This window comes from Thiomicrorhabdus aquaedulcis (assembly GCF_004001325.1).
Taxonomy (GTDB): domain Bacteria; phylum Pseudomonadota; class Gammaproteobacteria; order Thiomicrospirales; family Thiomicrospiraceae; genus Thiomicrorhabdus; species Thiomicrorhabdus aquaedulcis.
The window spans coordinates 617,646-643,604 of the sequence record NZ_AP018722.1; the positions used below are offsets into that span (position 1 = coordinate 617,646).

The following is a 25,959-nucleotide window of genomic DNA, read 5'->3' on the forward strand; positions in this document are numbered from 1 at the left end:
GTTTGAATCCTCACCTTTATTAAGAGAATACGTCTTTAACGAATTCACGTTGCCAGTTTTTTTGATACACGGCTTCTAAAATGGGTTGTGCGGCTTTGTCGGTAATTTCGGATACGCCAGCCGATTTGCCTTTGGGCTGAATTAAGCCATCCCGTACCTCGTAAATGGCGGCAATGGATACACCGTAGTTTTGTCCCGCCAAGCTGTAACAGACGTTGGAATAAATAGCGGTGCCCGGCGCATCGCCTTTTAGGGTGTCGGCAATGGCTTGCGCGCACACTTTGGCTTGCGAGTTGGCCGAATAGCCTGATTTGGGCATGGCGTCGGCAATGCTGCTGTCGCCCAACACATAGACTTCTTTGTGCAAAGACGATTCCATGGTGTTGCGCTCGATAGGACACCAGCCTGAGGCGTTGGTTAAGCCCAGGTTTTGCGCCAATGCGCCTGCACGTTGGTTGGGAATGATGTTGATTAAATCGGCTTTGTATACGCCTCCGTCGGTTTCAACGCTCATGTTTTTAGCGTCCAAACGCACCACGCGACCGCCATCCGAACCCGATACCCATTCAATCAGCGCGTTGTCTGATTTGTAACCGTATAAACGTTCCCAGGCTTTTTTAAACGGTACATCTTTGGTAAAGCTGTCTTTGGGGTCAAGCACAATCAGTTTGGCGGTTGGGTTGTGCAGTTTAAAGTGTTCGGCAAAAAACGATGCGCGCTCGTAAGGCCCAGGTGGGCAGCGAAACGGATTTTGTGGCGTGGCAATAATAGCGGTGCCGCCTTGTGGCAGTGCCAATAATTGCTCTCTTAACTTAAGGGTTTGCGAGCCAGCTTTGTAGGCGTGCGGAAAATCACCTTCAGCCATCTCAGCCGTGTACCCTTCGTAATCTTCAAATTTGAAATCAATTCCGGGCGACACCACCAATTTGTCGTAACGTATGGATTGACCTTTGGCCGTGCGAACGGTTTTTTGATCAAAATCGGCACCAACAACGGTGTCTATAATGACGTTGACGTTGTATTTAGATTTAATGGTGTCTAGGTTAAATGTGAGTTCGTCCAAGGTGTGCATGCCAATAATCACATCGTTACTGCGTAAGCAGGTGATGTATTCTGGGTATTGCTCAATAATGGTGATTTTTACGTCCGGGTCGGCAAAGCGTAAATATTTGGCAAAGGTCGCTCCGCCAACACCGCCGCCCAACACCACAACGTGTGCAGCGCTTTTAGCAAAGGCTTGTTTGCTGGCACCAAAAATACCAGAACCGGCTACCGCCACTGCACCAAAGACTTTAATGAGGTCACGACGGGTGATTTTTTGATTGAATGTTTTGTGTTCAAGTTGACTCATTTTGGTTCTCCAGTCGACTTTGTGGCATCTGAGGTTGCGTTTAAAGCAGCCGCTTGCGCCGCATTGGCTTCGGTTAAGCTGGTGTTTTCCCATTGTTTAAGCGGTTGTTTTACAAACCATTGCGCCATGGCATCAATTTCGGCGTCGGTAAAACCACGCGCAACGCGATCCATAATGACCGCAGGGCGCGTGCCTTCACGGTAAGCCAGCATGGCTTGGGTAAATTGTTCAACCGGCATACCGGCGAGGGGCGGCATGGCTTCTAAAAACTCTTGACCGTTGGTGCCGTGACACGGCGCACATTGCCACGCCATGGCCTCACCGGTGGCCATCGGGTTTTGAGCTTCGGCGTGCACCACGCCACTGCTTAGCGTGCAGCTAAGCGCAAGGGTGGTAAATAAGGTGTTGTGTAATTTCATCATCGTATCCTTTATTGAGCCCAAACCCAGAAACCAACGGCAAAGAATTGAATAACCCAAAGAGCCATTATCCAAATTACCACCGTTCCCATTTTGTCAACCGTGGCGCTGGGGGTGTACACGCCGACGGTTTGTCCAGCTTTCCATGCAATGGTTAGGTAGTAGGCAAGCGTACCGCCGCCCACAATGGCAAAGGTTAAGAAAAACAGTCCGGTTGAATACCAGTCCATGACTATTTGTAGTCCATAAAGTTGTAGTTAAAGAAGTCGTTTAAAATGCCATAACGCAGCATTTCACGGCTAATGGCGACCACCAATCCAATGACCAACGCCATAGGCAATGCCATGTAGCTGCAAAACTTGGCTTCACCTTTTAAGCGAATCTGCGCCCAAACGGCATAAGAAATGACTGCAACACCACCCGCTATGCCCCAAAAAGAGGTGGCAAAGTCACCAGCGGTTTGGGGTAGGGTCATCATCCACGCTACGTACAATAAGGCTGAGATGACTGAACCGACTTTAATCCAAGTTTTTCCTAGGTTTGCCGCCCAGCTTAAGTAGGCCTGGTCGGCGTCGGCTCTAACCATTTTAAAGCGACGGTATGTCACCAACATGGCTCCGGCGACCGGAACTGCCATGCTGATAAAGAACGCAAAGCGCCATAGGTTGTAGGCATGCAAGGTTGAGCCAGAATAATCTAGGCTGTTGTTTTGCATGTACCAGGTTTTCCATAGCTCTGGGTGCAACATTTGCGAGGTTAAGCTGTGCATAATAAAACCCACTACCAGCATTAACGCCAAGCTTAAAATCATCGACCAACGTGATTTTGGCGTAAGGGTTTTGTCTTTGTTTTTACTGTTTTGAAAGTAGTAAAAGTACATAGCCCAGTAAGCCAAAATTAAGATGACAATAAATCCAATTACCCATTTTGCAGACAGTACGTTTGATGTGTACCAGTGTGGGTCGTACACCACTTGTACAAACAGTAATGGGGCAACGCCGACCACAATGGCTACGGAGACAGACACTTTAGCAATTTCAAGCATCGCCGCGGCCAGTCTGCGCCAATAGGGGTTGTTGCTAAATGAGCCAAAAATAGTAATGGCCGATGTGCCTAACATGAGTTGTACAAATAGAATGTGTAAGGCAAAGGTAAGCACCCCTAAGCCTACAAATATAATGGGGTAGGTGGGCACGCCTGCGGGGTTACGCAGGGCGTACATCATCTGGGTGACTTCTGCAATTTGTGCGGCATCCATTATTTGTTCTCCTGTAAAGAGGGTAGCAGAGCAACGTTATCGTCGGCAACGGTTTTAACCAGCGCACGTTCACGATCGGCAATTTCACTTTGAATCGCTGCGGTAACTGCCGGTTGTCCACCTTGTTTGTTTAGCACCAAGTAAGCTGATATGGATTGCACTTCGCTTTCAATCATCGGCATTTTAGGCATGTAGGCAATGTTGCCAGTGGTAAGGACACCGCGAACATAGCTTTCCATGCGCTCTTGCGTAATGTCTTGCGGAAAGTAGCGATGCAGCGGACGAATCCCGGTTTCGCTGGGCGAATGGCAGTTTGAGCAATAGGTCATGGCGATAAACTCTCCGGCTTGAATCTGATTGCCGGCGTTCACTTCTTTTAAGTGGTCAGGGGTAAACGGATGCGCTTTTAAAATGCCCACTTTTTCAATAATAGGCAACTGCGATTTAATGTCCATACCCGGCACATCACGACCAATAACTTGGTTTGAATAGACGTATTGACCTGCTACCCAAGGTTTACGCATGGATTCACGTGCGGTTTCTTCTGGCCATAAACCGGCCACCAAAAAAGTGACGGTCATAAAGCCGGCAAAACCCGCTACCAGCAGTTTGGGTTGCAGCATGGTAATAATAAAATAAGACAGTGTACCGGCCAATACAATCAGAATGCTGGGGCCAAAATAGTCGGGCAGACGGTTTTCCATTACCAACAACGCTTGGCTAGGCACCGAGGTTAAATACCATTGAAACAGTGCAGCACCCACAAGGGTTGAAATAATTCCCAACCAACCCAATTTACGGGTCATCTCTTTTTTAAAGGCGGGGTCTTTAATGCTGGCCACCACAATGCCGCCGACAATCGCGGTCATGGTAAACATAAAGGCCATGCGCATACCGGTTTGAATAAAGGTGTTGGTACCATAAAAACCGTTTAAGTAGCCGCCATCTTCAAACCAAGCCTCTTTGCCGGGCATCATCATAAACGACAAAATACCCACAATAATGATCATGGTGGCCAACGAAGCTGCACCAAAAATAACGGAGATTTTCATGTGGGTTTTTTTGTCTACTTTGCCTACCAAGTAGACAATCATGTAAACCCCAACCACCTCAATGACAAAGAACACCCATTCGGTCGCCCATTTCCACACAAACGAGTGAATGAGTGCGCCAATGCCATTAGGGCTGGCCACGGTGGTCGAATACCAAATACCCGGGCCAGTTATAGAGCCGGCGACATAAGTAAAGACCATTAAAAATAGTCCGTATTTTTTAACAAAGTCTAATAAATCGTCGCGGTCTTCTTTGTAGGCGCGATGCGATAAATAGGCAAATAACAATGCCGCACCCACAGAGGTGTGCGAGGCCAGTACGTGAAACGTGGCAATAATTCCGACCACCCAGCCAGAACCCACGCCGGGTTCGTACCAAGTAGGATAGAGGCTTATTAAGTCCATGAGAATTTCCTTACTATAAGTATTGTTTATGTAGCATAAGTTAAACTTATGTTTGACGATATTTTAGGGAATTGCATTAGAAATGGTATTTAAAAAATTTTATTGATGGGGCTATAGTAAAACTTATGAGTGCAAAAATTTTACGATAATCTATTTAAATGCGTAATATAACGCACACAATAGACGTTGATTATGAAGAAATGATGAATTAACCAGGCCTGGCTGATTTAAAACAAGGGTTTTTAGGCTTTTTTGTGGAGTTTGCAGAGTATTGAAATAACCTTGAGCGGTTTGTCTGCGGTGGTTTTAGTGATAAATCGTGGGTTAATACAGCGGTTTAACGTTTATAAATAGAGACGTTAAACCGTAATGTTGCGACAGTGACTGCCGTGATTACCCTAATTACAACATGGCGGGCGTTGTTAAAACGTAAACTTGGGTTTGGCGTGCGCATTCACCAAAGGGGTTAAATCGGTTTCAAATAAAAACTCAGTTTCCCATTCGCTTTCGCTAATACGGGTAATTAATTGCGCGCTCATGGCAGGCGCTTGACCTACTACAACCGCTAAACGACCACCCAAATTTAGTTTTTCTTTGTAGGTTTGCGGTACCGCGTCAACCGAGCCGGTGAGCACAATCACGTCGTACATTTGCTCATCTGGCCAATCAAGACTGCCATCGCCTTCTTTAAATTCAATATTTTTAAAGCTGGTTAAGCGATTTTTAACAATGGCTTGTAAATCGGGGTACAGCTCAACCGTGGTAACGTGCTGGCCTAAACTGGCCATTAACGCGGTTAAGTAGCCGCTGCCGGTGCCAATTTCGAGCACGTTGTCTTGGCTGTCTATGTCCAGCGCTTGCAGTAACCGCGCTTCTACTTTGGGCGACATCATGCTTTGGCCATGCGCTAAAGGCAGTTCAATGTCGGCGTAAGCCAACGCCTCGTTACATTCTTCTACAAACAAATGGCGGGGCAAGTCCATTAGTAAATCCAAAATCTTAGGGTCAAGTACATCCCATGGACGAATTTGTTGTTCTACCATGAAAAAACGCGCTTGCTCTAAATTCATAAAAAGTTCCTTAAAATGAGGTTTGGATAAAAGTTGGATAAAAGCGGATTGTGACAAGTGTGGCTTTCAAACACGTTATTATATCCAAAATTAATAGCAAGGCTAACCCGAATTTGTTAAGCCTGGGCGATAACCCCCAAAATGACGCATAAACTCTGCATAAACAACCTATAAAAAAGGGGCATTAAATTGAACGCATTAACCCAATGGCTTAACACGCACATTGCCCCCGATAAGCAAGGTGAGTTTGCTCATGTAACGCAATGCCAAGCGATTCCTCAGGCCTTTGAAGACAGTACGCACAGCCTTTGGGCGCTTTACAGCCAGTCGTTAAATAAAGCTTATGTGTTAAAACTGTGCCGAGCGCAAGATTTAAAAAATTCGGTTTTTTGGAACGGCATGCATGGCTTATTTGGGCTAAATTTACCCCAACAGTTGGCAACTTTTAAGCACACTTATAAAGACATGGCGCGCTGGGGTTTGCTGAAAGTTCCGGTGTTGCACGCTTGCGGTAATGAACAAGCGCCTTTTGCCGGGTTTTTGCTAACCGAACGCATGCAAGGCAACGCGCTGCAAGCGCATCACGTCACAGCGCTTATGGTTGAGCAGTTGGCGCAGCATTTAGCGCAGTTGCATTTGCACACTCAGCGGAATTTTGGGGCGTTACATTTAGCCAATAACCAGGATGACAACGATAGCAAGGATAATAATGCGCTGGCCTGGCCTGGTCAGTTGTTTAATACCGTGCAAAACTTGCTAAGTGACGATGCGCAAGAACGTGCTGTGTGGTTGGCATTGCAAGCCAATTTGGCGCAGTTAAATGAATCGGTTTTTGTGCCGCTAATGGTGGATTTACGTTGGGATCAGTTTTTACAGCAAAACGGCCAGTTAACAGGCCTGGTTGATTTGGATGCGATGGTGTGGGCACCCAAAACCCTAGAGCTGGTGATGCTGGAATACCTGCTTACCCCTGCGCACGCTAAGGTGTTTATGCAGCACTACGGCCAAGTACACGATGTGCCCAATTTACAAAAGGTAAGGGGGTTGTATCGGTTTTTGCTGTACAAAATGCAGGTGTTAGGCTCGTGCAATTTACACGATTGGATGGCGCACCCGCACGTATTTGAGGTGTTTGATGCGTTTGACGTGCATGAGTGAGGTGGGTTGCGTGCTTGCAACGACGGCGGGTTAATTGGTTTTGGAGTGTTTTTTGTAGAGGTTTTTCCAATGCAAATAACCGTACACGGCCAACGCTAAATAAACGCTAAACATCACAATAGTAACGTAGTAACCGGTTTGCCAATACAGTGCAATGGCGGCCGAATCAATTATTATCCAATATAACCAGTTTTCGAGTACTTTACGCGCCATTAACACGGTGTTCATTACAGAGAATACCGTAACGGTGGCGTCTAAATAAGGCAAACGCACGTTTTCAAATGTGGCTAAATACCCACCAATCCCCACGCTTAACAGCACGCCCACACATACAAACGCAACATGAAACGGCCACGAGCGGGTTGAAATAACCAAGTTTGTTTGCGCAGGGGGTGATTGAAGCGATGTGACCGACGCTTGCGGTAATGGTGAATTTGCCGTGCGGGGTTTATGACCGCGCCAAATAATAAAACCGTACACCGCCATAATAAGGTAATACGCGTTAAGCAACGCTTGCATTGGCAGCAGGCCTGACCAAAACAGCCAGGTGTAAATCGCCGTGCTAATAAACGCCGCCGGCCAACACCAAATGGATTCTTTGGCGGCTAGAATAACGTACAGAATCCCCAAGCCTGCGGCCAACCATTCCCAGCCAGATTGCGCGGCAAGAGTGGCTAGTAAGTTGTTAAATACGCCATCAGTTGCAAGCATCAATTACGGCTTTTTCGCGGTCTGTGCCAATCAGTTTTATCACAAACACCGTTTGAGGTATCTGTTCTAAAACACTCAAAATCTCTGCATTAAGCGTGGTCATTACATCCACATAGTTACCATAAATATGGGTAGACATACTGTTGCGCTGCACGCTCACCAAAGGGTGACTTTCTAAACGGTCAATAAACGCAATAATGGGTTGGCAATATTGCTCTGTAAGCGGGTACATACTGATGTCGACAGAAATTTTCATAGATTTTCTCGTTTATATATTGAGTGGTTTGTTTGCGGTAAGCACATGTTAAAAGTACACGCGAGCCGTAACACCGACTTGCCTTGGGTCGCCTAGGCGATTGTATTCAGAAGGGTTAGTATAGGGCGCATTAAAGTCAAAATAAAAACCGCGGGTTGCGTAGGTTTCGTCAGTAAGGTTTTTGCCCCATACGTATACTTCGTAGTCTTTGGTTTCATAGCCTAAGCGTGCATTAATTAAGCGATAGGCATCCGATTGAATATTGTGGGTATTGTCAAAATAAAAACTATCAACACCTGTTACATCGGCTTGGGCAAAGTAACCTAATGCGTGGCGGTATTTTGCACCTACGTTAAGTTGATAGCTTGGCGCATGCGCCGCCTCACGGCCGCTAATGGTAAACCCTGAGTTTAGAGGAGTTCCGTTAACTTGAGTTTGCATTAAGCCTAAGCTACCAAACACCGTAAGCGAACGGTGCGCTCGCCATGAAAAATCACCTTCTAAGCCATAGCTGTTTGCGGAGTCAAAGTTTTCGGTGTAAAAAACATAATTGGTAAACGAAGATGGGTCATAGGTATAACCGTCCAGCTGTGGATTGCTTCTGTCCATGTAAAATGCGGTAATATTGGTTTTTAAGCCTAATGAGGCAAAGTCTGATTTTAAGCCCAGTTCATAGTTGAGTAACGTTTCTGCATCAAAGCGTAGATATTCATTTGATGTGCCAGACGGTTGGCCGGGATTGAAGCCGCCGGCTTTATAGCCGCGAGTGATGCCGGTAAACGCAGTATGGGTGGCGTTGTATTTATAACTGTAACTTACGTTTGCGCCCCATAAGGTTTCTTCAGGGGTGTAATTTTCGTTGTTGCTGTTGCTAAATTGACTGGTGTTTTGTTCAATCCGCAACCCGCCTGTTAAAGTGGCTTTGGGGGTCATTGCATAGTCTAACTGCCCAAAACCAGCGACTTTTTGCAAGCTAAACTCACTGCTTGATGTGGCGTAATACTCAGTATCGTTGGTTTCTTCAAGGTTTGAGCCATAAACGCCCATCAGCCAGTCGGTCGATTGTTTAAATAGTCGTGACGATTCGGTAGAGGTAAGCCTGATTTCTTGGCTTACGGTGCGTCGCATTTTGTCGTTGCGGTATGCACCGATTGAATCGGCTGTCCAGTCATCATCGTAACTGTACACCATGTCCGAGTTTGCCAAGCTGGTTTTGCTGGTAAGAACGTAATCGGGGTTGGCAGTGGACACGACTTTTACCGAGCCAGCGTTAGACAATTGAGTGTCTTTTCCGGGTTCGTTTGATAGAGTGGTAAAGCTGTTATCGCGTGCAAAGGCGTCGTAGCCATTGTTTAAATCGGCGTGAATCAGCGACACATCCACTAACGTATTTGGGTTTGGCGTTAAACGAAATTTGGCGCGCACATTAAGTTCGTCACGGCCGTTGGTGTCGGTTTTGTCTAACGTGTCGTTGGTTCTAAAACCGTCACTGCCGTGTTTAAATACCGAAATTCGGTATTGCGGAGCACCCTCTTTAGCGCTAAATGGTCCGCTGGTGACTAGGCCAAATTCTTTTAAATTGTCTTGTCCCAGGGTAAGTTCGGCCATGCCTTCTTCATGGGCGGTAGGGTCGTTGGTTTGAATGTTAACCAGCCCGCCAATGGCACTTTGGCCGTAACGGGTGTTTTGCGGGCCGCGTAAAACTTCGACTTGTTTAACGTCAAAAAGATTGCCGGTCATGCCAATGCCGCTAAAATCGATGTCGTCTATGGCAAAACCCACGCTGCTGTTGGGCGCGCCGGTGTATTCATCGCGTTCGCCCATGCCTCTAATTTGAATGTGACGCGCTCGTGAGCTTTGACCTGAATAGTTGACGTTGGGGGTTTTTAATAACACGTCATCAAAATGCGTTGCACCTTGGTCTTGCAGGTCGGTTTGGGTGTAAACACTCACCGAAGCAGGCATGTCTTGTTGTGCAGTTTCGCGCAGGTCGGCACTTACGGTTACTTGGGGCAGTTGTTCTGCGGCGTAAAGTGGCGTGGCAAGTGCGCTTATAAAAACGCTGGTAGAGACGCTGGCAAGCGCTAGGCTAAGAGAGCTGAGTTTGGGGCGATGTGTTGGCATGGTGGTTCCTTTTAATAAATAAAAGGACAGGTGCGCGCAACACAGGCAAAATGAGCAAAAGGGACGGTTTATAATCGTTAATATTATTAGAGCAATATTCAACGGTTACGCATGACGTTAATGCACGTTTGATGATGAGCGTTAGCCTGTCCCTACGCCAGTATGATCTGGATCAGGTTCATAGGGTTTTTCAGTGTACTGAAATCTCAGGCCATCGTATCTTGATACTAAGCCGCCCCTAGGCGTTGTAAATTTTGCATTATTCTATCGTATTGCCCGGCCAGTTTTCATTTAAAATTAACTGCTTGGTCAAAAAGTCTTGTTGTTACGCAGCAATTTAATGAGTTAAATTAAGTGAGTAATTAGAGTAAATACTTATGATAGACATCGCCCTTAAAACAGATATTGCGCAGCCTTTGGTGGGTAAGGCCATTTTAGAGCGGTTAAAGGATTTGGACGATTTACCGCATTTTCCAGACGCATTGGTTAAGCTCGAATACGCGTTAACCCACGATACTGAATTAAAAATACAAGACGTCGTTCATCTGATTGCGTTAGACCCGCGATTGGCGGCCGGTTTAATTGGCATGGTAAACACCGCTAAATATTCTATGGGCACGCAAATCAGTGATTTGTCCGAAGCCATTGTGCGCATTGGCATAAAAGACGTGCGAGTGATGGCGCACGCCGTAAACTACAAAACCAGTTTTAAAAGTAAGCCGCCGTTTAGCGAGGCGCATTTCTTAAAGCACGCTATGTTGTCGGCGTTTATGGCGCAAGCTTTGGCTAATGCATTGCATCTTAACGCCGGTGAGGCCTTTTTGGCCGGGCTTATGCACGATATTGGCATCTATCTAATGGCGGTTGAGAATCGGCCAGCGTATTTAGATGTTATTAAGCAGGCCGATTTTGATGTGGCTAAATTGCTGGCCGCCGAAACCGAGTTTTTTGGTGTGCAACACCCCATTTTAAGTGCGCGGTTGTTGCAACAGTGGAAGTTTCCCAAAGCTATTATTGTTGGGGTGGCGTTTCATCATGCGCCGCACAAAGCCCCAGACGAATTTAAAGCGTACGCGTATTTAACCTTTTTAGCCGAGCAAGCGGTTTTTAGGCTGGGTTTTGATAACGGAGTGGTCGATTTATCGCCCGAAGACCGTGCCAATCCAACTCAAACGTTATTAGCAGCGCTGGCGTACGTGGGGTTAAGTCTTGAACAATATGACCAACTGATTGAACGCGCACAATCCGAAGCGCAAGCCCTTGAAATGGCTTAAATAACCTTTGACCAGGCCTGGTCAAGTATCGAACCTTAATAAGTAATGTTTATATAGCGTCAAGAACGGTTAAATCATTAACCGTTCTAAATTAGAAAATGCTAAAATACCTAGCTAAATTTTAAGTGCGTTCGCGTCCCCTAGAACAATACAGAACATCAAAGAGAAGACATTCATGCCTATTATTACCCTGCCAGACGGTTCGACAAAATCTTTTGAACACCCTGTTTCAGTCATGCAAGTAGCACAAAGCATCGGCACGGGATTGGCAAAAGCCACGGTGGCAGGGCGTGTTAACGGCCAGCTTAAAGACGCCAGTGATGTGATTGAAAGCGATGCGTCCGTAGAGCTTATTACCATGAAAGACGCCGATGGCGTGCATATTATGCGCCACTCATGCGCGCACCTTTTAGGTCACGCGCTTAAGCAGCTGTATCCAAACATTAAAATGGCCATTGGGCCGGTGATTGAAAACGGTTTTTACTACGATATCGACATGGAAGAAAAATCGCCCCTGACGATTTAGCCAGTATTCAGGCACGCATGGAGGCTTTGGCCAAAACCAAGTACGACGTGGTTAAACAAATGACCCCGCGCGCAGAAGCCATTCAAATTTTTAAAGACCGTGGTGAAGACTATAAATTAGAACTTATAGACGGTTTAAGCGAAGAAACCCAATTTGGTTTTTACCATCATCAAGAATACATTGACATGTGTGTAGGCCCGCATCTGCCTAATATGGGTTTTATTAAAGCCTTTAAGCTCACACACGTAGCCGGTGCTTACTGGCGCGGTAGCTCAGACAATAAAATGTTACAGCGCATTTACGGAGTGGCGTTTGTCGACAAGCCCGCACTGCAAGACTATTTGGTGATGATGGAAGAAGCCGAAAAACGCGATCACCGCAAACTGGGTAAAACTTTAGATTTATTTCACCTTGAAGACTTAGCGCCGGGAATGGCCTTTTGGCACCCTAAAGGCACTACGTTGTATCGTGTGGTGGAAGAGTACATGCGTGGTCAATTGGTGGCCAACGATTACGAAGAGATTCGCACCCCGTATATTTTAGACCGCTCTTTATGGGAAAAATCGGGGCATTGGGACAAGTTTAAAAACAACATGTTTACCACCGAAACCGACAATCGTGATTACGCGGTAAAGCCCATGAATTGCCCAGGTCACATTCAAGTGTACAACCGCCATTTGCACAGTTACCGCGACTTGCCAGTGCGCATTGCTGAGTTTGGTACGGTTCACCGTAACGAGCCTTCTGGCACGTTGCACGGCTTAATGCGTGTGCGTTCGTTTACCCAAGACGACGCGCATATTTTTTGTACTGAACAGCAAATTAAACAAGAAGTGCAGGCGTGTATCGACCTAGTCTTTGAAACCTACGCCGACTTTGGGTTTGACAATATTGCGGTTAAGTTTTCAACCCGTCCAGAGCAACGCGTAGGGTCTGACGACGTTTGGGATTTAGCCGAAAGCGCGCTCGAAGCCACGCTAAAAGACGCTGGTTTAGACTACGATTTACAACCCGGTGAAGGGGCGTTTTACGGACCTAAAATTGAGTTTCAACTTAAAGACTGTATTGGACGAGTGTGGCAGTGCGGCACCATTCAATTAGACTTCTCTATGACGCAAGCCGAACGCTTAAACGCGGTGTACATTGGCAAAGATAATGAAAAGCATCATCCCGTAATGATTCACCGTGCTATTTTGGGTTCGTTGGAGCGTTTTGTAGGGATTTTAGTTGAGCATTACGAAGGCAAGTTTCCGACTTGGTTAGCCCCAATCCAGTTGGTAATTGCGCCAATTTCTGAATCACACAAAGAATATGTGATCGAAATCAGCAAAAAACTGAAAAAACAGGGGTTTAGAGTCGAATCGGACTTGAGAAATGAGAAGGTTGGGTTTAAAATCCGCGAACACACAATGCAGCGCGTTCCGTACATTTTGGTTGTAGGCGATCAAGAAGTGGCGGATGGAACACTCAACGTTCGTGCGCGTGGCGGTGAAAACCTAGGCAGCCTTAATGTTCAGCAGGTGATTGACATGCTCAACGCCGACATTGCTAACCTAGGTCGTGCAACTCAAACTAACTAATTTTTTAATCATTATTTAAGAAAATGTTTTATAAAACGGTTGAGTTACACAGATCACCAAAGAATTTTTTATAACTGGAGGATATTGCTATCGCAATTAAAAGAGGCCGTGGAAGACCACAGCAACCTGAAGCACCCAAAGATAACATCAATGAAGCCATTAGCGCATCAGAAGTTCGTTTAACGGACGCTCAGGGTCAGCAAGCCGGTATAGTTCCACTTAAAGAGGCGTTAGAAGCCGCGAGAGAAGCCGGGTTAGATTTAGTTGAGATTTCTTCTAAATCCACGCCTCCAGTCTGTAAGATTATGGATTATGGTAAATACCTTTACCAGCAACAGAAAAAACAGCACGAAGCTAAGAAAAATCAAAAGCAAGTGCAAGTAAAAGAAGTTAAATTTCGCCCAGGAACTGAGGAGGGAGATTATCAGGTCAAACTACGCAACCTGCTGAAATTCCTAAATAACGGTGATCGCGTCAAGGTAACCATTTGGTTCCGTGGTCGTGAAATCACCCATAAGGAACTGGGAATGAAGATGTTGGAACGTATTCGTGAGGACATTCAAGACGTTGCCGTCGTTGAACAGATGCCGAAAATGGAAGGCCGCTCATTACAAATGATGGTCGCCCCAACAAAAAAAGGTAAATAATTTAATTTTTTAATTTTATAAAAATTAAGTTTTTACCAACACAACAGTCGGGGCTTGGTTTAAAGCTAACGCTTTAGCCAAGTTTCTGGTGCAGCTACCTCAGTGCTGTTCGTTGTACCCGAAAGGCAATGATGTTTTATTTGTTGCCATTTTAAAAAAGAAGTGACCTTTTAATAGGATTCACTAAATGCGGAGTTTCATTCAATGCCAAAGATGAAAACAAACAGCAGTGCTGCAAAGCGCTTCAAAAAAACTGGCTCAGGTCGTTTCAAGTGTAAACAATCTCACCTACGTCATATTTTGACCAAAAAATCTTCTAAGCGTAAACGTCAGTTGCGTTCAGGAAGTATGATTCATGATCATGATGTGGCGATGGTTCGCCGTATGTTACCGTACGCGTAAGGAGAGATTAGAAAATGGCAAGAGTTAAAAGAGGTGTCGTTGCTCGACGCAGACACAATAAAGTATTAAAAGCCGCCAAAGGTTACTACGGCGCACGCAGCAAGGTTTTCCGTGTTGCTAAACAAGCCGTTATTAAAGCAGGTCAGTATGCCTACCGTGACCGTCGCACTAAAAAGCGTCAGTTCCGTCGTCTATGGATTGCGCGTATTAACGCTGCAGCTCGTATGAATCAAATGACATACAGCCGTTTTATTGATGGCTTAAACAAAGCCGGTATCGCGATTGACCGTAAGGTTCTATCGGATATTGCAATTCACGATGCCGTAGCGTTTAGCGCCATTGCAGAAAAAGCGAAAGCCGCTTTAGTGTAATTGCTGTGTTGTTTTGGTAAGCGGCTTTGGCCGTTTACAACCATTAGGGGGCTTAGGTCCCCTATTTTTTTTGTTAAGAATTGGATATTAAAGAGAGTAGGTCGGCGCGCCTACTTTGTTTAATATCCATTTGGTATCGATTTGAGGCCGTTACGCATGCAAGAACAACTGCAAAAAATTATTGCTCAAGCACAAGATGCCGTTGCATCGGTGACTGAGTTGGTTAAACTCGATGAAATTCGCGTTCAGTACCTTGGTAAAAAGGGCGAACTGACCGACATGATGAAAATGTTGGGCAAGCTTTCCGATGAAGAACGTCCTAAAGCCGGACAGATTATTAACGACGCTAAACAGGCTGTGCAGGGACTTTTAAACGCTAAAAAGCATGCACTGGACAATGAAAAACTCGCCAAACAATTGGCCGAAGAGACCATTGACGTCACTCTGCCAGGCCGAGGCGTGGACGTGGGCAGTTTGCACCCCGTTACTCGCACCTTACATCGCATTGAAACCTTGTTTTCAAAAGCGGGTTTTGATATTGAAACCGGCCCCGAAATTGAAGATGATTGGCATAATTTTGAAGCTTTAAACATTCCAGAAACTCATCCAGCGCGCGCCATGCACGACACGTTTTACATAAACGAAACCACGGTATTACGCACGCACACGTCGGGTGTGCAAATTAGAACCATGGAAAACAAACAGCCGCCTATGCGCATTATTGCGCCTGGTCGCGTCTATCGTTGCGATTCGGATCAAACGCATACACCCATGTTTCACCAGGTAGAAGGGTTGATTATTGAGAAAAACGCCAGTTTTGCGCAATTACGTGCTTTATTAATTGAATTTTTACGTCAATTTTTTGAGGACGATAATCTTAAAACCCGTTTTAGACCGTCCTATTTTCCGTTTACCGAGCCTTCGGCCGAAGTGGATATTGCCACCGATTTATTTGGTGACGGCCGTTGGATAGAGGTTTTGGGTTGCGGCATGGTGCACCCTGATGTGTTAAAAAATGTGGGCATTGATCCGGAGGAGTACACCGGTTTAGCCTTTGGTTTGGGCGTGGAGCGTTTGGCGATGCTGCGCTATAACGTAAAAGATTTACGCCAATTCTTTGAAAATGATTTACGTTTTTTAAAGCAATTTAACTAACCAGGCCTGGTGAGAATACATTATGAAATTAAGTGAACATTGGTTAAGAGAGTGGGTTAATCCGGATTGGGACAGCCACACGTTATCAGAAGAATTAAGTTTGGCTGGCCTAGAAGTAGATGGTTTAGAACCTGTGGCCGGTGCGTTTACCCACGTGGTGGTCGGGCAGGTTTTGGCGGTAGAAAAACACCCCGATGCGGATAAGTTAAACGTCACTCAGGTGGACGTGGGCGCCGATGAGCCCGTGCAAATTGTCTGTGGCGCTAAAAACGTTGTGGTCGGCATGAAAGCGTGTTGCGCCATGGTTGGGGCGGTGTTGCCTGGAGATTTTCAAATTAAAAAGGCTAAGTTACGCGGCGTTCCGTCTAATGGAATGCTGTGTGGTGCAAGCGAGTTAGGTTTGCCCGACGACGGCGTAGACGGTTTGCACGTTTTGCCGGCAGACGCGCCCATTGGTTTGGATGTTCGCGAGTATTTAGGGCTAAACGACACAATCATTGAAGTGGATTTAACCCCAAATCGTGCCGACTGCTTGAGTGTAGAAGGATTGGCACGTGAAGTTGCGGCCATAAGCCAAGCGCCTTTTAGCGAACCGTTTGCCATGGTTGAGATGCCTTCTGACCAGGCCTGCTCACAAGCTATTAACGTGCTTGAACCCCAAGCCTGTCCAAAGTATTTGGGTTGCGTGGTCACACAATACAACCCGCAAGCCGTTTCGCCGCGTTGGTTGGTGCAAAAGTTACAACGTTCTGGGTTGCGCTCGGTGAGTTTGGTGGTAGACATTACCAACTACGTGTTGCTTGAACTAGGGCAACCTATGCACGCGTTTGATTTGGACACCTTACAGGGTGCTATCGTTGTGCGCCTTGCCAAAATGGGGGAAACCCTAGTAACCCTAGACGAAAAAACGCTAACACTAAAGGATACAACCTTGGTGATTGCCGACGACTCTGGGCCGATTGCGTTGGCGGGTATTATGGGTGGTTTGGCCACATCGGTTACTGAAAAAACCCAGGCTATTTTCTTTGAATGCGCGCATTTTTCACCGCTTTCGGTCACAGGTAAGGCGCGTCAATATGGTTTGCACACTGATTCTTCACACCGTTTTGAACGTGGCGTTGACCCGCAACTGCCCGAGCGCGCGCTGAACCGTGCGTTAAGTTTGTTTACCCAAATTGCCGGTGGCAATGCCAGTCAGGTAGTAGCAATGGTGAGTGAAGCGCACTTGACCAAACCCGCAGTGATTGAGCTACGTCGTGAAAAAATTGCCCAGCGTTTAGGCGTTGCGGTCAGTGATGAGCAGGTTGAAAGCATCTTTGCCCGTTTGGGCTTTGCCATGCGCACCACCCATCAAGGTTGGAGTTTAACCGCGCCCAGCTACCGTTTTGACATGGCGATTGAGATGGACTTGATTGAAGAGATTGGTCGTTTGTATGGCTACAACAATTTGCCCGAAACCCCGGTAAATGCACCGATGACGCTGAATGAATTGCCCGAGTCGGAACAGGCGTTGTACGCCCTTAAAACCGCATTGGTGCAGCGCGGCTTTAACGAAGTGGTGACCTACAGTTTTGTTGAAGAAGACAAGCAAAAACTTTTAGCACCCGATTTGCCCTACGTGGTATTGCAAAACCCAATCTCTGATGACATGAAAGCCATGCGCACTACGTTGTTACCAGGCCTGGTCAAAACCATTGCTTACAATCAAAATCGCCAACAGCCGCGTGTGCGTATTTTTGAGTCGGGCTTGGTGTTTTACAAGAACGAATCCGATCCAACCGGAGCCAGCCAAGTCCCGATGATAGGGGCGGCGATTGTCGGTTCTATAGCCAATTCGGGCTGGGATGAAGTGACGCGCAACGTCGATTTTTACGATCTAAAAGGCGACGTGGAAACCCTGTTAAGAATGAGTCACCAGTTGGGTAAAATTCGTTTTGCCCCAACGCAAAACCCCGCACTGCACCCAGGTCAATCGGCCAGTTTGATAAAAGATGGCATGGAAGTTGGGTTTATTGGCCAATTGCATCCCCAGTTGGTTAAGCCCGTGGATGTGAGTGGCGCGGTGTATGTGTTTCAAATTAGGCAAGATGCCTTAATGACCATGGACGTACCGAGTGCTCAAGCGATATCTAAGTTTCCCGAAGTGCAGCGCGATTTGGCGTTTGTGGTAGACGAAACGGTTGCGGTGCAAACTTTATTGGATGCGGTGTGGTCAGTGCAATCAGATATTTTAAAAGCCGTGGATATTTTTGACGTGTACCGTGGCGCGGGCGTGCAACCGCATCAAAAGAGTGTGGCATTAACGCTTAAAATTCAACACCACGAACGCACGTTGCAAGACGAAGAAGTCGAAAGCTTGATTGCTCAAGTCTTAAACGCCGCGCAACAGCAAGCCTGTGCAATATTAAGGTAGTGAGGTCTTTGCATGAGTGAATGCAAAAATCTCTAATACGTTAACCGCTTGTGCAAGGGTCTTTTACAGAATAAGGAACAAAAATGACATTAACAAAGGCCGAAATTGCCCAACAACTTACCGATACTTTTGGATTTAATAAACGTGAATCAAAAGAAATTGTAGAGCAGTTTTACGACGAGATTGGCGAAGTGCTGGTGTCTGGCGAGCAAATTAAACTTTCGGGGTTTGGTAATTTTGAATTGCGTGACAAGTCGTCACGCCCAGGACGCAATCCGCGTACTGGTGAAGATGTGCCTATCTCGGCACGTCGTGTGGTGACGTTTAAACCCGGTCAAAAGTTACGCGCACAAATTGACAATTTTGCCAACGCGCAGTAACGTAATAAACGTTTTAGCCATGTTGAGTGGCTTTTGTGTATTTTGGTGTTGTTGTGCCACTAGGTAGAATTAGGCAGGTTGATATGGTGCAAACTGAGTTTGAGTTACCCGATAAAAAATACTTTACGATTGGCGAAGTGGCAGAATTGTGCCAGCTTAAATCGCATGTATTACGCTATTGGGAGCAGGTTTTTCCGCAACTTGAACCCAGTAAACGCCGTGGAAGACGGTACTATCAAAAATGTGATGTGCAATTGGTGTTAGAAATTAGAAGTTTATTGCAAGATCAAGGCTTTACCATTCCAGGCGCCAAAGCGCGTTTGGCTAAGGGAGAAGTAAATCTAATTGATCAGTCAATGAGCAGTGAGCAGATTAGTACGGTGGAGTTATTGCAAGCATTAACTCAAGATATTCAAACGTTTAGAGAGTATATTCACAGCCGTTATTAAGGCTTGTGAACTGTCTTCTTGTCAATTGTGTTTAGGTGTTATTAACCTGAGCGCCGTGCAAAAAAAGTTGTATTCCTTGGCTGAGCGCCAAATCCAATTCGGTTTCCTGAATGGTTTCGCCAAATAGCGCGCGATACAAAAATGGGCCTTTAATCATGTCTAAAAACTGCGCGGCCGCCAACTCGGTATTGAGTGTGCCGTGCAACTTGCCTAATGCAATCTGTTTTTGTAAGTAGTTGGCCAAAACACGAATGGCGGTTTGTGGGCCAAGAGTGTAAAAAATACGCTGAATTTCACTTTGATCGACGTTGTTTTCAGTCACCACCAAACGATAATACGCAATGCCATTGGGCGATAGAGCGATTCTTTGTAGGGTTTTTCCAAAGTGATGCAAAGTGGCGTTTAAATCTTCTGTGCCAAAACTCTCTTGGGTAAAAGGGCTAAACAATAGCTCAGTCTTGTTTTTAAACACCTGTTCAAACAAACCCAATTTATTACCAAACACTCGATAGAGTGTGCCTAACGAACCGCCGGCAAGCTTAACAATTTCATTGACGCTGGTACCGGCATAACCCTGCGTTAAAAAGCACTGTTCGGCCACTTCAAGTATTTTTTGCTGACGCGCCAAGCCGCGCTTTGTGGGTGGTTTTGCGGGTGTTTGGACAGGCCTGGTCATGCAGCTCTCTTTTTAATGCGTGTTAAGTTATTGTGTATAAGTTTTGACGGATGCCGGCGGGTATCGCGCAGGCAATTGTTAGCAAAATTGCAATACATTATACCTTAAACAATGGTTAATTAAGTTTGAACTAAAAGTGTAGCCTGTGCTACACTTTAGAGCTGATTTTTTCAAGAATAGGGTTTTAACCATGTTTTTTCGTATGATGCTTTTGCGTATTGTGAGCCATTCTCAATGGTCTTTGGTTTTTTTGGTGCTGTTAATGGTCTTATTTGTAGGCTCGTCTCTTACACTCAGTGCTGCGCATGCAGACGGTAAAACGTCGGCACCGCCGGCCATGCCCGTGAAAGTATTGGCGGTTACGTTGAGCAATCAAGCCATTTTTAACACCTATCCTGCGCGCGTTCAGGCGCTTAAACAGGTGGATGTGGTGGCACGAGTGGGTGGAATTCTACAAACCAAATATTATCAAGACGGCGATGAGGTTAAGGCCGGTCAGCCACTTTATAAAATTGACGACCGCAAATATCAAGCTTTGGTTAATAAAGCCAAAGCGCAACTGCAAGTTGAGCAAGCGTCGGTAAACCAAGCCCAACGCGAACACACTCGAGTGGTGGGTTTGTTTAAAAATAAAGCCGTCAGTGCCCAAGAACTGGATAAAACCTTGGCCAATTTAGAGCTCGCCAAAGCAATGTTGGCAGGGGCTAAAGCCAATTTAAACGATGCGCAAATTGATTTAGATTACACCTTGGTAAAAGCAGAAATAAGCGGTGTTATTGGCGCTAAACAGCGAGATATTGGTGCGTTAGTAGGCACCACCGCCATCAATAGTGTGTTAAACCAGATTACGCAATTAGATAAAGTGCATGTCGTTTACGCTCTACCCGACAGCGATTTAATGCAACAGCGACGTTTATTGGCGCAAGGCAAATTGAGCTTAAGCACACCGCCCGCACAGGCGCAGATTATAAATGCAAACCAGCAGGTTATCGCCCAAGGTACGGTTGACTTTACCGCCAGCGTGGTTGACGCGGCGACCGGCAGTGTGCAAGGTCGTGCTTTGTTTGACAATGCCAATAAGGCTTTAATGCCGGGCGAGTTTGTAAAGTTAAGAGTGTACGGCACTGTGCGCAATGGGGTGTTTGTGGTTCCGCAAAAAGCGTTGGTGCAAATGGGGCAACAAAGTTTTGTTTATGTGGTTAAAGAGCAAAAAGCTCAATTAGTGCCTGTTCAATTGGCCGGACAATTAGAGCAAGATTGGTTAATAGAGGCAGGCCTGGTAGAAGGGGATTTGGTGATTGTGGAAAACTTAATCAAGCTGCGTCCCAACATGGCGGTCACGCCATTAGCCGACGTTACAACACCAGCCGCACCCTAATCCTAAAAAGGAAACATCATGTTCTCTCGATTTTTTATAGATCGCCCTGTTTTAGCCACCGTGTTTTCAATATTAATTGTGATTGCGGGCTTTTTGAGTATGAAAGCCTTGCCGGTGTCGGAATACCCTGAAATTGTGCCGCCGCAAGTCAACGTAACCGCCACTTATTTGGGCGCCAGTGCCGAAACTTTGGCCGACACCGTGGCCGCACCCTTAGAACAAGCCATTAACGGTGTGGACAATATGCTGTACATCAACAGCACCACATCGTCTTCGGGCACGTTATCGCTGACCGTTACGTTTGATATTGGTACTGACATTGACCAGGCCACCATTAACGTCAACAACAAGGTGCAAGGGGCGCTGAGCCAACTGCCGGCTGAGGTGCAGCAACTTGGGGTTAAGGTTAATAAGAAGTCGCCCAGCATTTTAAAAGTCATTGCTTTGTATTCGGCCGACTCGAGTTTGGACACGGTGTTTATTGCTAACTACGGTTTAATTAACGTCGTGGACGAGCTGTCAAGGCTGCCGGGTATTGGCGAGGTTAGGCAGTTTGGCGCCAAAGATTATTCGATGCGCATTTGGCTTGATCCCAATAAAATGGCGCAATTTGGTCTATCCGCGCAAGAAGTGTCTACCGCGATTAAAGCGCAAAACTCGCAGTTTGCAGCCGGTCGTTTTGGCCAAGAACCCATGGCCAATGAGCAAGCCTTTACGTACACCGTGACCACTCAAGGGCGTTTATCGGACGTTAAAGAGTTTGAAAATATTATTTTAAGAGCCAAAGAAGACGGTGCAATGTTGCGTTTAAAAGACATTGCACGGGTTGAGCTGGGCGCTCAAGCGTACGACTTTAACGCTACGTTTGACGGCAAGCCGACTGTGCCGATGGGGGTGTTTTTACAACCGGGTGCCAATGCGTTAGAAACTGCCAAGTTAATTGACCAAAAAATGCTTGAGTTAGCCAAAAAATTTCCTAAAGGCTTAGATTATGGTGTGCCGTATGACACCAGTGAGTTTGTGGCTATTTCGATTGATAAAGTTATTTTTACCCTGTTAGAAGCCTTGGTGTTAGTGGTGTTGGTGGTGTTTTTGTTTTTACAGAACTTTCGCGCCACGTTGATTCCTGTGCTGGCCATTCCAGTGTCTATTATTGGGACGTTTATTGGGATGTATTTGCTGGATTTCTCGATTAACCAATTGACGTTATTTGGGATGATTTTAGCCATCGGGATAGTGGTGGACGATGCCATTATTGTGGTCGAAAACGTCGAGCGTATTATGCGCAGCACTCACAAGTCGGCGCGTGAAGCCACATTGCAAGCCATGAGTGAAATCACCGGCCCCATTATTGCCATTGTGTTGGTGTTGGCGGCGGTGTTTTTACCCGTCGCGTTTATTGGCGGGTTAACCGGCGAAATGTACAAACAGTTTGCCATTACCATCGTGGTGTCGGTCACCATTTCGGGCTTAGTCGCTTTGACCTTAACACCGGCTTTGTGCGCCAATTTACTGCAAACCGAACACCCCAAAAGCGGCTGGTTTTTTACTCGATTTAATCGCTTCTTTGATTGGGTTACCTCGGGCTTTAGTTCGGGCGTTAAGTTGGTCATGCGCTACAGTGTATTAAGTGTGTTGTTGTTTGGCGGGCTTATTTTAATCACTTATCAAACGCTGGGGCAATTGCCCAAAAGTTTGCTGCCCGCCGAAGACAAAGGCACGTTATTTGTGCTGAGCTATTTGCCCCCGGCTTCAGCCCTTAGCCGAACCGAAGTGGTGCGAGATGAGGTCAGTAATACGCTGTTAAATCATCCTGGGGTTGAACATGCGATTAGTTTTGCCGGTTTTGATTTGCAAACGTTTAGCAATAAAACCGATTCGGGCTTGTCGTTTGTAAAACTGAAACATTGGGATGAACGTCAAAGCCCAGATTTAAGTTCAGACGCGATTGTTAAACAGCTGTTTGGCCAATTAAACGCGATTCCAGAAGCGTTTAGCATGCCCATTGGTTTGCCTACCATTATGGGCATGAGTATGACCGGTGGCTTTGAAGCCTATTTACAAAATCGCACAGGCAGTGGTTCGTTAATGTTAAGCCAGGTAACCGACGAGCTGATGGCCAAAGCCAGTGAGCGTCCAGAGCTTAATCAGATGCGCAGTACGTTTAGCACAGGCGTACCGCAATACGAGGCGGTGTTGGATCGTGAAAAGGCGCAAACCATGCAAGTATCGGCCAAAGAGGTGTTTGCCGCCATGCAAGCCACCTTTGGAAGCTTGTATGTAAACGACTTTAATTTATACGGCCGTACCTACAAAGTAAATTTACAGTCTGAGGCCGATTACCGTGAAAAACCCGAAGATTTAGCGCAAGTCTTTGTGCGCTCGCAAACCGGTCAGATGATTCCATTAAGCAGTTTGGTGAGTTTTAAGCGCGTCACCGGCGCTGATGTGGTCGATCGTTTTAATCTTTTTCCTGCGGCCAAACTCATGGGTGAACCCGCACCGGGTTACAGCTCGGGGCAAGCGTTAGCGGCATTTGAAGAGGTCGCCAACGAAGTCTTACCCGAAGGGTATTCGATTGGCTGGGTGGGCGAGGCGTATCAACAAAAAGCCTCGGCCAATGCCGGTAATCAAGCGTTTTTATTTGGGTTGTTGTTTGTATTCTTAATTTTAGCCGCGCAATACGAACGCTGGTCTATTCCGTTAGCGGTCATTACCGCCGTGCCCTTTGCGGTGCTTGGAGCCGCCCTGGCCGTTTGGTTAAGCGGTTTAGACAATGACATTTACTTTGAATTAGGATTGCTCACGCTGATTGGTTTGTCGGCCAAAAACGCCATCTTAATTGTGGAAGTGGCCATGCAACAACGCAAGCTGGGCATGCCCCTGGCTCAAGCGGCCGAATACGCGGCACGCTTGCGTTTTAGACCGATTGTTATGACCTCGTTGGCCTTTACCATTGCCGCGGTTCCGTTGATGTTAAGCACCGGTGCAGGTGCGGCAGCACGCGTTTCGGTCGGAACAGGCCTGGTAGGCGGCATGATTTTTGCCACCTTGTTGGCACCGCTGTTTATTCCAATGTTTTTTCGCTGGATTGCTCAGTTTTCAGAAAGTACCTCCGAGTGGTTTGCCAATAAACGGGCTACGAATGCCAATAATGCCAACAATACAGGAGAGCTAAAATGAGAGTGACAGTATTGCATCGAGCCATGTGGTTGGCGACCGTCTCAATAGGTGTGGGGTTAAGTGTTGTGATAAGCGGTTGCAGCCAAATCCCTGCTTATCAAGCGCCGAGCACCCCATTGCCCGCTGATTGGAATGGGCTGAATAAGACTGAATTAACCCATATTGCGTTAACGCCAACGCCGTTAAGCCAAGCCTCTTTAAACGAAGCGCAATGGTGGCACGCGTTAAGCGGTGATGCGCAGTTGTATGCGTTAATTGAAGAGGCGCGGGCGCACAATGCCGACGCGCAATTGGCTAAGATTCGGCTGCGTCAAGCCAATGCGTTGTTGCAACAAAGTCAAGCGGCTCGTTTACCGCAGCTTAATGGCACCTTGGGTTTAGGGCGAACACAAAGCAGTGATCAAGCGTATCCCCAAGATCAGGGCGCGACGTTTGGCAATTTTTCACTGGGCGCTTTGCTCAGCTATGAACTGGATGTGTGGGGCAAGGTCGAAGCCGCCGAGCAAAGCGCGCAAGCCAATGTTAACGCCAGTCAGGCCGATGAAAAAGCGGTTAACTTAAGTGTGAGCGCGGCGGTTGCCAAAGCGTATTTTAATTTACAGGCGTTAAATCAAAATTTGTTGCTGGCACAGCAAACTATTCAGTCGCGCACCGAAACCTTGGACTTGCGCCAAACCCAATTAGACTATGGCAGTGTAACGCCCTTAACGGTTTACCAAGCTCAATCTGAGCTTGCGGCGGTGCAAATTGCCTTGCATCAGTTAACCGAGCAACGTAATTTGCAGTGGAATGCATTGGGCGTTTTAGTAGGGCGCACGCCTCAGGCGTTGGTGAATACGCCGCTTGATAAAACGTTGCAAACGCAAAACGCTCAAACCTTCGCAATGCCGTCTATTCCAGTGGGCTTGCCCTCGGAACTATTGCAACGTCGTCCAGATATTATCGCAGCCGAGCAGCGTCTAATGGCGGCCAATGCTAATATTGGTGTGGCGCGGGCATCGCTCTATCCCAGCATTAGCTTAACCGGATTTTTAGGGTTAAAAAGTGAATCGTTAAGTCATGTATTCGATTCAAACGCCGGTGCGTGGAATGCCTCGGCAGATGTGAGCGCGCCTATTTTTGACGGTGGACAGCGGCAGGCGCAGGTTGCGTTAACCCAAGCACAACAACAAGCCCAGCTGGTTCAATATCAACAAACGGTGCGTAATGCCTTTAAAGAGGTGTTGGATGCCTTGGTGCAAATTGAGGGCGCTCAACAACAGTTGGCCGCACAACAGCGACAGGTAGAGGCGTTAAAACAAACGTTGGTATTGGCGCAAACACGGTTTGACGGCGGGTATTCAAGTTATTTAGAAGTGCTAGATGCTCAGCGTTCTATGTTTAGCGCCGAGCTTACCTGGGTGACTATGCGGTTAAATGACACGGCGGCACGCGTTAATTTGTACAAGGCGCTGGGCGGAAGTTGGTTGTAAACCAACCGCACCCAATACATTAAAATGCATTAAACCAAGCACAAAGCAATACGGGTTAAATTGACCAGGCCTGGTCAATTTAACCCATGTTTTTTGTCGTTGAACTGCGATAAGCCCTTGCATAACCAAAGGGTTCGATTATAATACGCGCACTTTACAACAAAGCCAGACGCACTTGGTTTAGTTTAGACGTTGTAAACGTAACACAGTAAGACTCTATTCGATTTAAATTAAAACAAATCGAACACA

22 protein-coding genes, 1 pseudogene and 1 riboswitch are annotated in these 25,959 nt (G+C 46.6%); of the genes and pseudogenes, 13 read left to right on the top strand and 10 right to left on the bottom strand.

Translation table 11 applies throughout. The annotated features are described in order from the left end of the window. Nucleotides 1–19: 19 nt before the first annotated feature. The 6 genes from EP181_RS02740 to EP181_RS02760 all read right to left on the bottom strand — a co-directional run bounded on the left by EP181_RS02740 (nucleotide 20) and on the right by EP181_RS02760 (nucleotide 5,555). Complete coding sequence (locus EP181_RS02740) at nucleotides 20–1,351, bottom strand: NAD(P)/FAD-dependent oxidoreductase (RefSeq protein WP_127470303.1); 1,332 nt, start codon at nucleotides 1,349–1,351, stop codon at nucleotides 20–22. Next, on the bottom strand, nucleotides 1,348–1,770 hold the full coding sequence (locus tag EP181_RS02745) for a c-type cytochrome (protein WP_127470304.1): 423 nt from the start codon (nucleotides 1,768–1,770) through the stop codon (nucleotides 1,348–1,350). The genes EP181_RS02740 and EP181_RS02745 overlap by 4 nt, the downstream gene beginning before the upstream one ends. An 11-nt stretch (nucleotides 1,771–1,781) precedes the next feature. Beyond that, nucleotides 1,782–2,000 (bottom strand): hypothetical protein, encoded by a 219-nt coding sequence (locus EP181_RS12180; RefSeq protein WP_232023486.1) that lies wholly within the window; start codon nucleotides 1,998–2,000, stop codon nucleotides 1,782–1,784. 2 nt (nucleotides 2,001–2,002) lie between these two features. Next, the gene (locus EP181_RS02750; protein ID WP_232023487.1) at nucleotides 2,003–3,028 is read right to left on the bottom strand and encodes a hypothetical protein; all 1,026 of its coding nucleotides are present in this window, start codon (nucleotides 3,026–3,028) and stop codon (nucleotides 2,003–2,005) included. Further along, nucleotides 3,028–4,485 (bottom strand): cytochrome c, encoded by a 1,458-nt coding sequence (locus EP181_RS02755; protein ID WP_127470305.1) that lies wholly within the window; start codon nucleotides 4,483–4,485, stop codon nucleotides 3,028–3,030. Before EP181_RS02755 ends, EP181_RS02750 begins: the two co-directional genes overlap by 1 nt. A 422-nt stretch (nucleotides 4,486–4,907) precedes the next feature. After that, nucleotides 4,908–5,555, bottom strand: a complete 648-nt coding sequence (locus EP181_RS02760; RefSeq protein ID WP_127470306.1) for a protein-L-isoaspartate O-methyltransferase family protein — start codon at nucleotides 5,553–5,555, stop codon at nucleotides 4,908–4,910. A 189-nt stretch (nucleotides 5,556–5,744) separates the two neighbouring features. On the opposite strand from EP181_RS02760, the gene EP181_RS02765 reads away from it, so the two are divergent. Then, nucleotides 5,745–6,713 (top strand): phosphotransferase, encoded by a 969-nt coding sequence (locus tag EP181_RS02765; protein WP_127470307.1) that lies wholly within the window; start codon nucleotides 5,745–5,747, stop codon nucleotides 6,711–6,713. 30 nt (nucleotides 6,714–6,743) lie between these two features. Here the strand turns inward: EP181_RS02765 and pnuC are convergent, their stop codons facing one another. From pnuC to EP181_RS02780, 3 genes are read right to left on the bottom strand one after another with little or no spacing between them, the layout of a single operon-like run. Beyond that, complete coding sequence (pnuC, locus tag EP181_RS02770; RefSeq protein ID WP_127470308.1) at nucleotides 6,744–7,424, bottom strand: nicotinamide riboside transporter PnuC; 681 nt, start codon at nucleotides 7,422–7,424, stop codon at nucleotides 6,744–6,746. Continuing rightward, on the bottom strand, nucleotides 7,411–7,680 hold the full coding sequence (locus EP181_RS02775; protein WP_127470309.1) for a hypothetical protein: 270 nt from the start codon (nucleotides 7,678–7,680) through the stop codon (nucleotides 7,411–7,413). The genes pnuC and EP181_RS02775 overlap by 14 nt, the downstream gene beginning before the upstream one ends. Before the next feature lie 48 nt (nucleotides 7,681–7,728). Further along, nucleotides 7,729–9,804: a TonB-dependent receptor gene (locus EP181_RS02780; RefSeq protein ID WP_127470310.1), complete on the bottom strand. Its 2,076-nt coding sequence runs from the start codon at nucleotides 9,802–9,804 to the stop codon at nucleotides 7,729–7,731. A 131-nt stretch (nucleotides 9,805–9,935) separates the two neighbouring features. Continuing rightward, nucleotides 9,936–10,054, bottom strand: a riboswitch (TPP riboswitch). A 127-nt stretch (nucleotides 10,055–10,181) separates the two neighbouring features. Between EP181_RS02780 and EP181_RS02785 the strand changes: the two genes are divergently transcribed. From EP181_RS02785 to EP181_RS02825, 9 genes and pseudogenes are all read left to right on the top strand, one after another. Next, nucleotides 10,182–11,078 (top strand): HDOD domain-containing protein, encoded by an 897-nt coding sequence (locus tag EP181_RS02785; protein WP_127470311.1) that lies wholly within the window; start codon nucleotides 10,182–10,184, stop codon nucleotides 11,076–11,078. Nucleotides 11,079–11,253: 175 nt separating this feature from the next. Continuing rightward, a pseudogene (thrS, locus tag EP181_RS02790) lies at nucleotides 11,254–13,184 on the top strand (threonine--tRNA ligase). Nucleotides 13,185–13,279: 95 nt separating this feature from the next. Beyond that, entirely contained in the window at nucleotides 13,280–13,831 is a 552-nt protein-coding gene (infC, locus tag EP181_RS02795) for a translation initiation factor IF-3 (RefSeq protein ID WP_197723406.1), read from the top strand. A 204-nt stretch (nucleotides 13,832–14,035) separates the two neighbouring features. After that, a complete protein-coding gene (gene rpmI, locus EP181_RS02800) occupies nucleotides 14,036–14,233 on the top strand; it encodes a 50S ribosomal protein L35 (protein ID WP_127470313.1) in 198 nt (65 codons plus the stop codon). A 14-nt stretch (nucleotides 14,234–14,247) separates the two neighbouring features. Continuing rightward, the gene (gene rplT / locus EP181_RS02805) at nucleotides 14,248–14,604 is read left to right on the top strand and encodes a 50S ribosomal protein L20 (RefSeq protein WP_127470314.1); all 357 of its coding nucleotides are present in this window, start codon (nucleotides 14,248–14,250) and stop codon (nucleotides 14,602–14,604) included. Between the two features lie 156 nt (nucleotides 14,605–14,760). Then, complete coding sequence (gene pheS, locus EP181_RS02810) at nucleotides 14,761–15,759, top strand: phenylalanine--tRNA ligase subunit alpha (RefSeq protein ID WP_127470315.1); 999 nt, start codon at nucleotides 14,761–14,763, stop codon at nucleotides 15,757–15,759. Nucleotides 15,760–15,781: 22 nt separating this feature from the next. Next, nucleotides 15,782–18,172 carry a phenylalanine--tRNA ligase subunit beta gene (gene pheT, locus EP181_RS02815; protein WP_127470316.1) on the top strand — a complete coding sequence of 797 codons (2,391 nt, stop codon included), beginning with the start codon at nucleotides 15,782–15,784 and terminating at the stop codon, nucleotides 18,170–18,172. 83 nt (nucleotides 18,173–18,255) lie between these two features. Then, nucleotides 18,256–18,552, top strand: coding sequence for an integration host factor subunit alpha (locus EP181_RS02820; RefSeq protein ID WP_127470317.1), 297 nt, complete (start codon nucleotides 18,256–18,258; stop codon nucleotides 18,550–18,552). An 83-nt stretch (nucleotides 18,553–18,635) separates the two neighbouring features. After that, nucleotides 18,636–19,001: a MerR family transcriptional regulator gene (locus EP181_RS02825; protein ID WP_127471739.1), complete on the top strand. Its 366-nt coding sequence runs from the start codon at nucleotides 18,636–18,638 to the stop codon at nucleotides 18,999–19,001. Between the two features lie 31 nt (nucleotides 19,002–19,032). On the opposite strand, the gene EP181_RS02830 is transcribed toward EP181_RS02825, so the two are convergent. Beyond that, nucleotides 19,033–19,677, bottom strand: a complete 645-nt coding sequence (locus EP181_RS02830) for a TetR/AcrR family transcriptional regulator (RefSeq protein WP_127470318.1) — start codon at nucleotides 19,675–19,677, stop codon at nucleotides 19,033–19,035. Between the two features lie 190 nt (nucleotides 19,678–19,867). On the opposite strand from EP181_RS02830, the gene EP181_RS02835 reads away from it, so the two are divergent. The 3 genes from EP181_RS02835 to EP181_RS02845 are packed head-to-tail and all read left to right on the top strand — an operon-like array spanning nucleotide 19,868 to nucleotide 25,710. Then, the gene (locus EP181_RS02835) at nucleotides 19,868–21,055 is read left to right on the top strand and encodes an efflux RND transporter periplasmic adaptor subunit (protein WP_127470319.1); all 1,188 of its coding nucleotides are present in this window, start codon (nucleotides 19,868–19,870) and stop codon (nucleotides 21,053–21,055) included. A gap of 18 nt (nucleotides 21,056–21,073) precedes the next feature. Further along, a complete protein-coding gene (locus EP181_RS02840) occupies nucleotides 21,074–24,238 on the top strand; it encodes an efflux RND transporter permease subunit (protein ID WP_127470320.1) in 3,165 nt (1,054 codons plus the stop codon). Further along, nucleotides 24,235–25,710 (top strand): efflux transporter outer membrane subunit, encoded by a 1,476-nt coding sequence (locus EP181_RS02845; RefSeq protein ID WP_127470321.1) that lies wholly within the window; start codon nucleotides 24,235–24,237, stop codon nucleotides 25,708–25,710. The genes EP181_RS02840 and EP181_RS02845 overlap by 4 nt, the downstream gene beginning before the upstream one ends. Nucleotides 25,711–25,959: the final 249 nt, after the last annotated feature.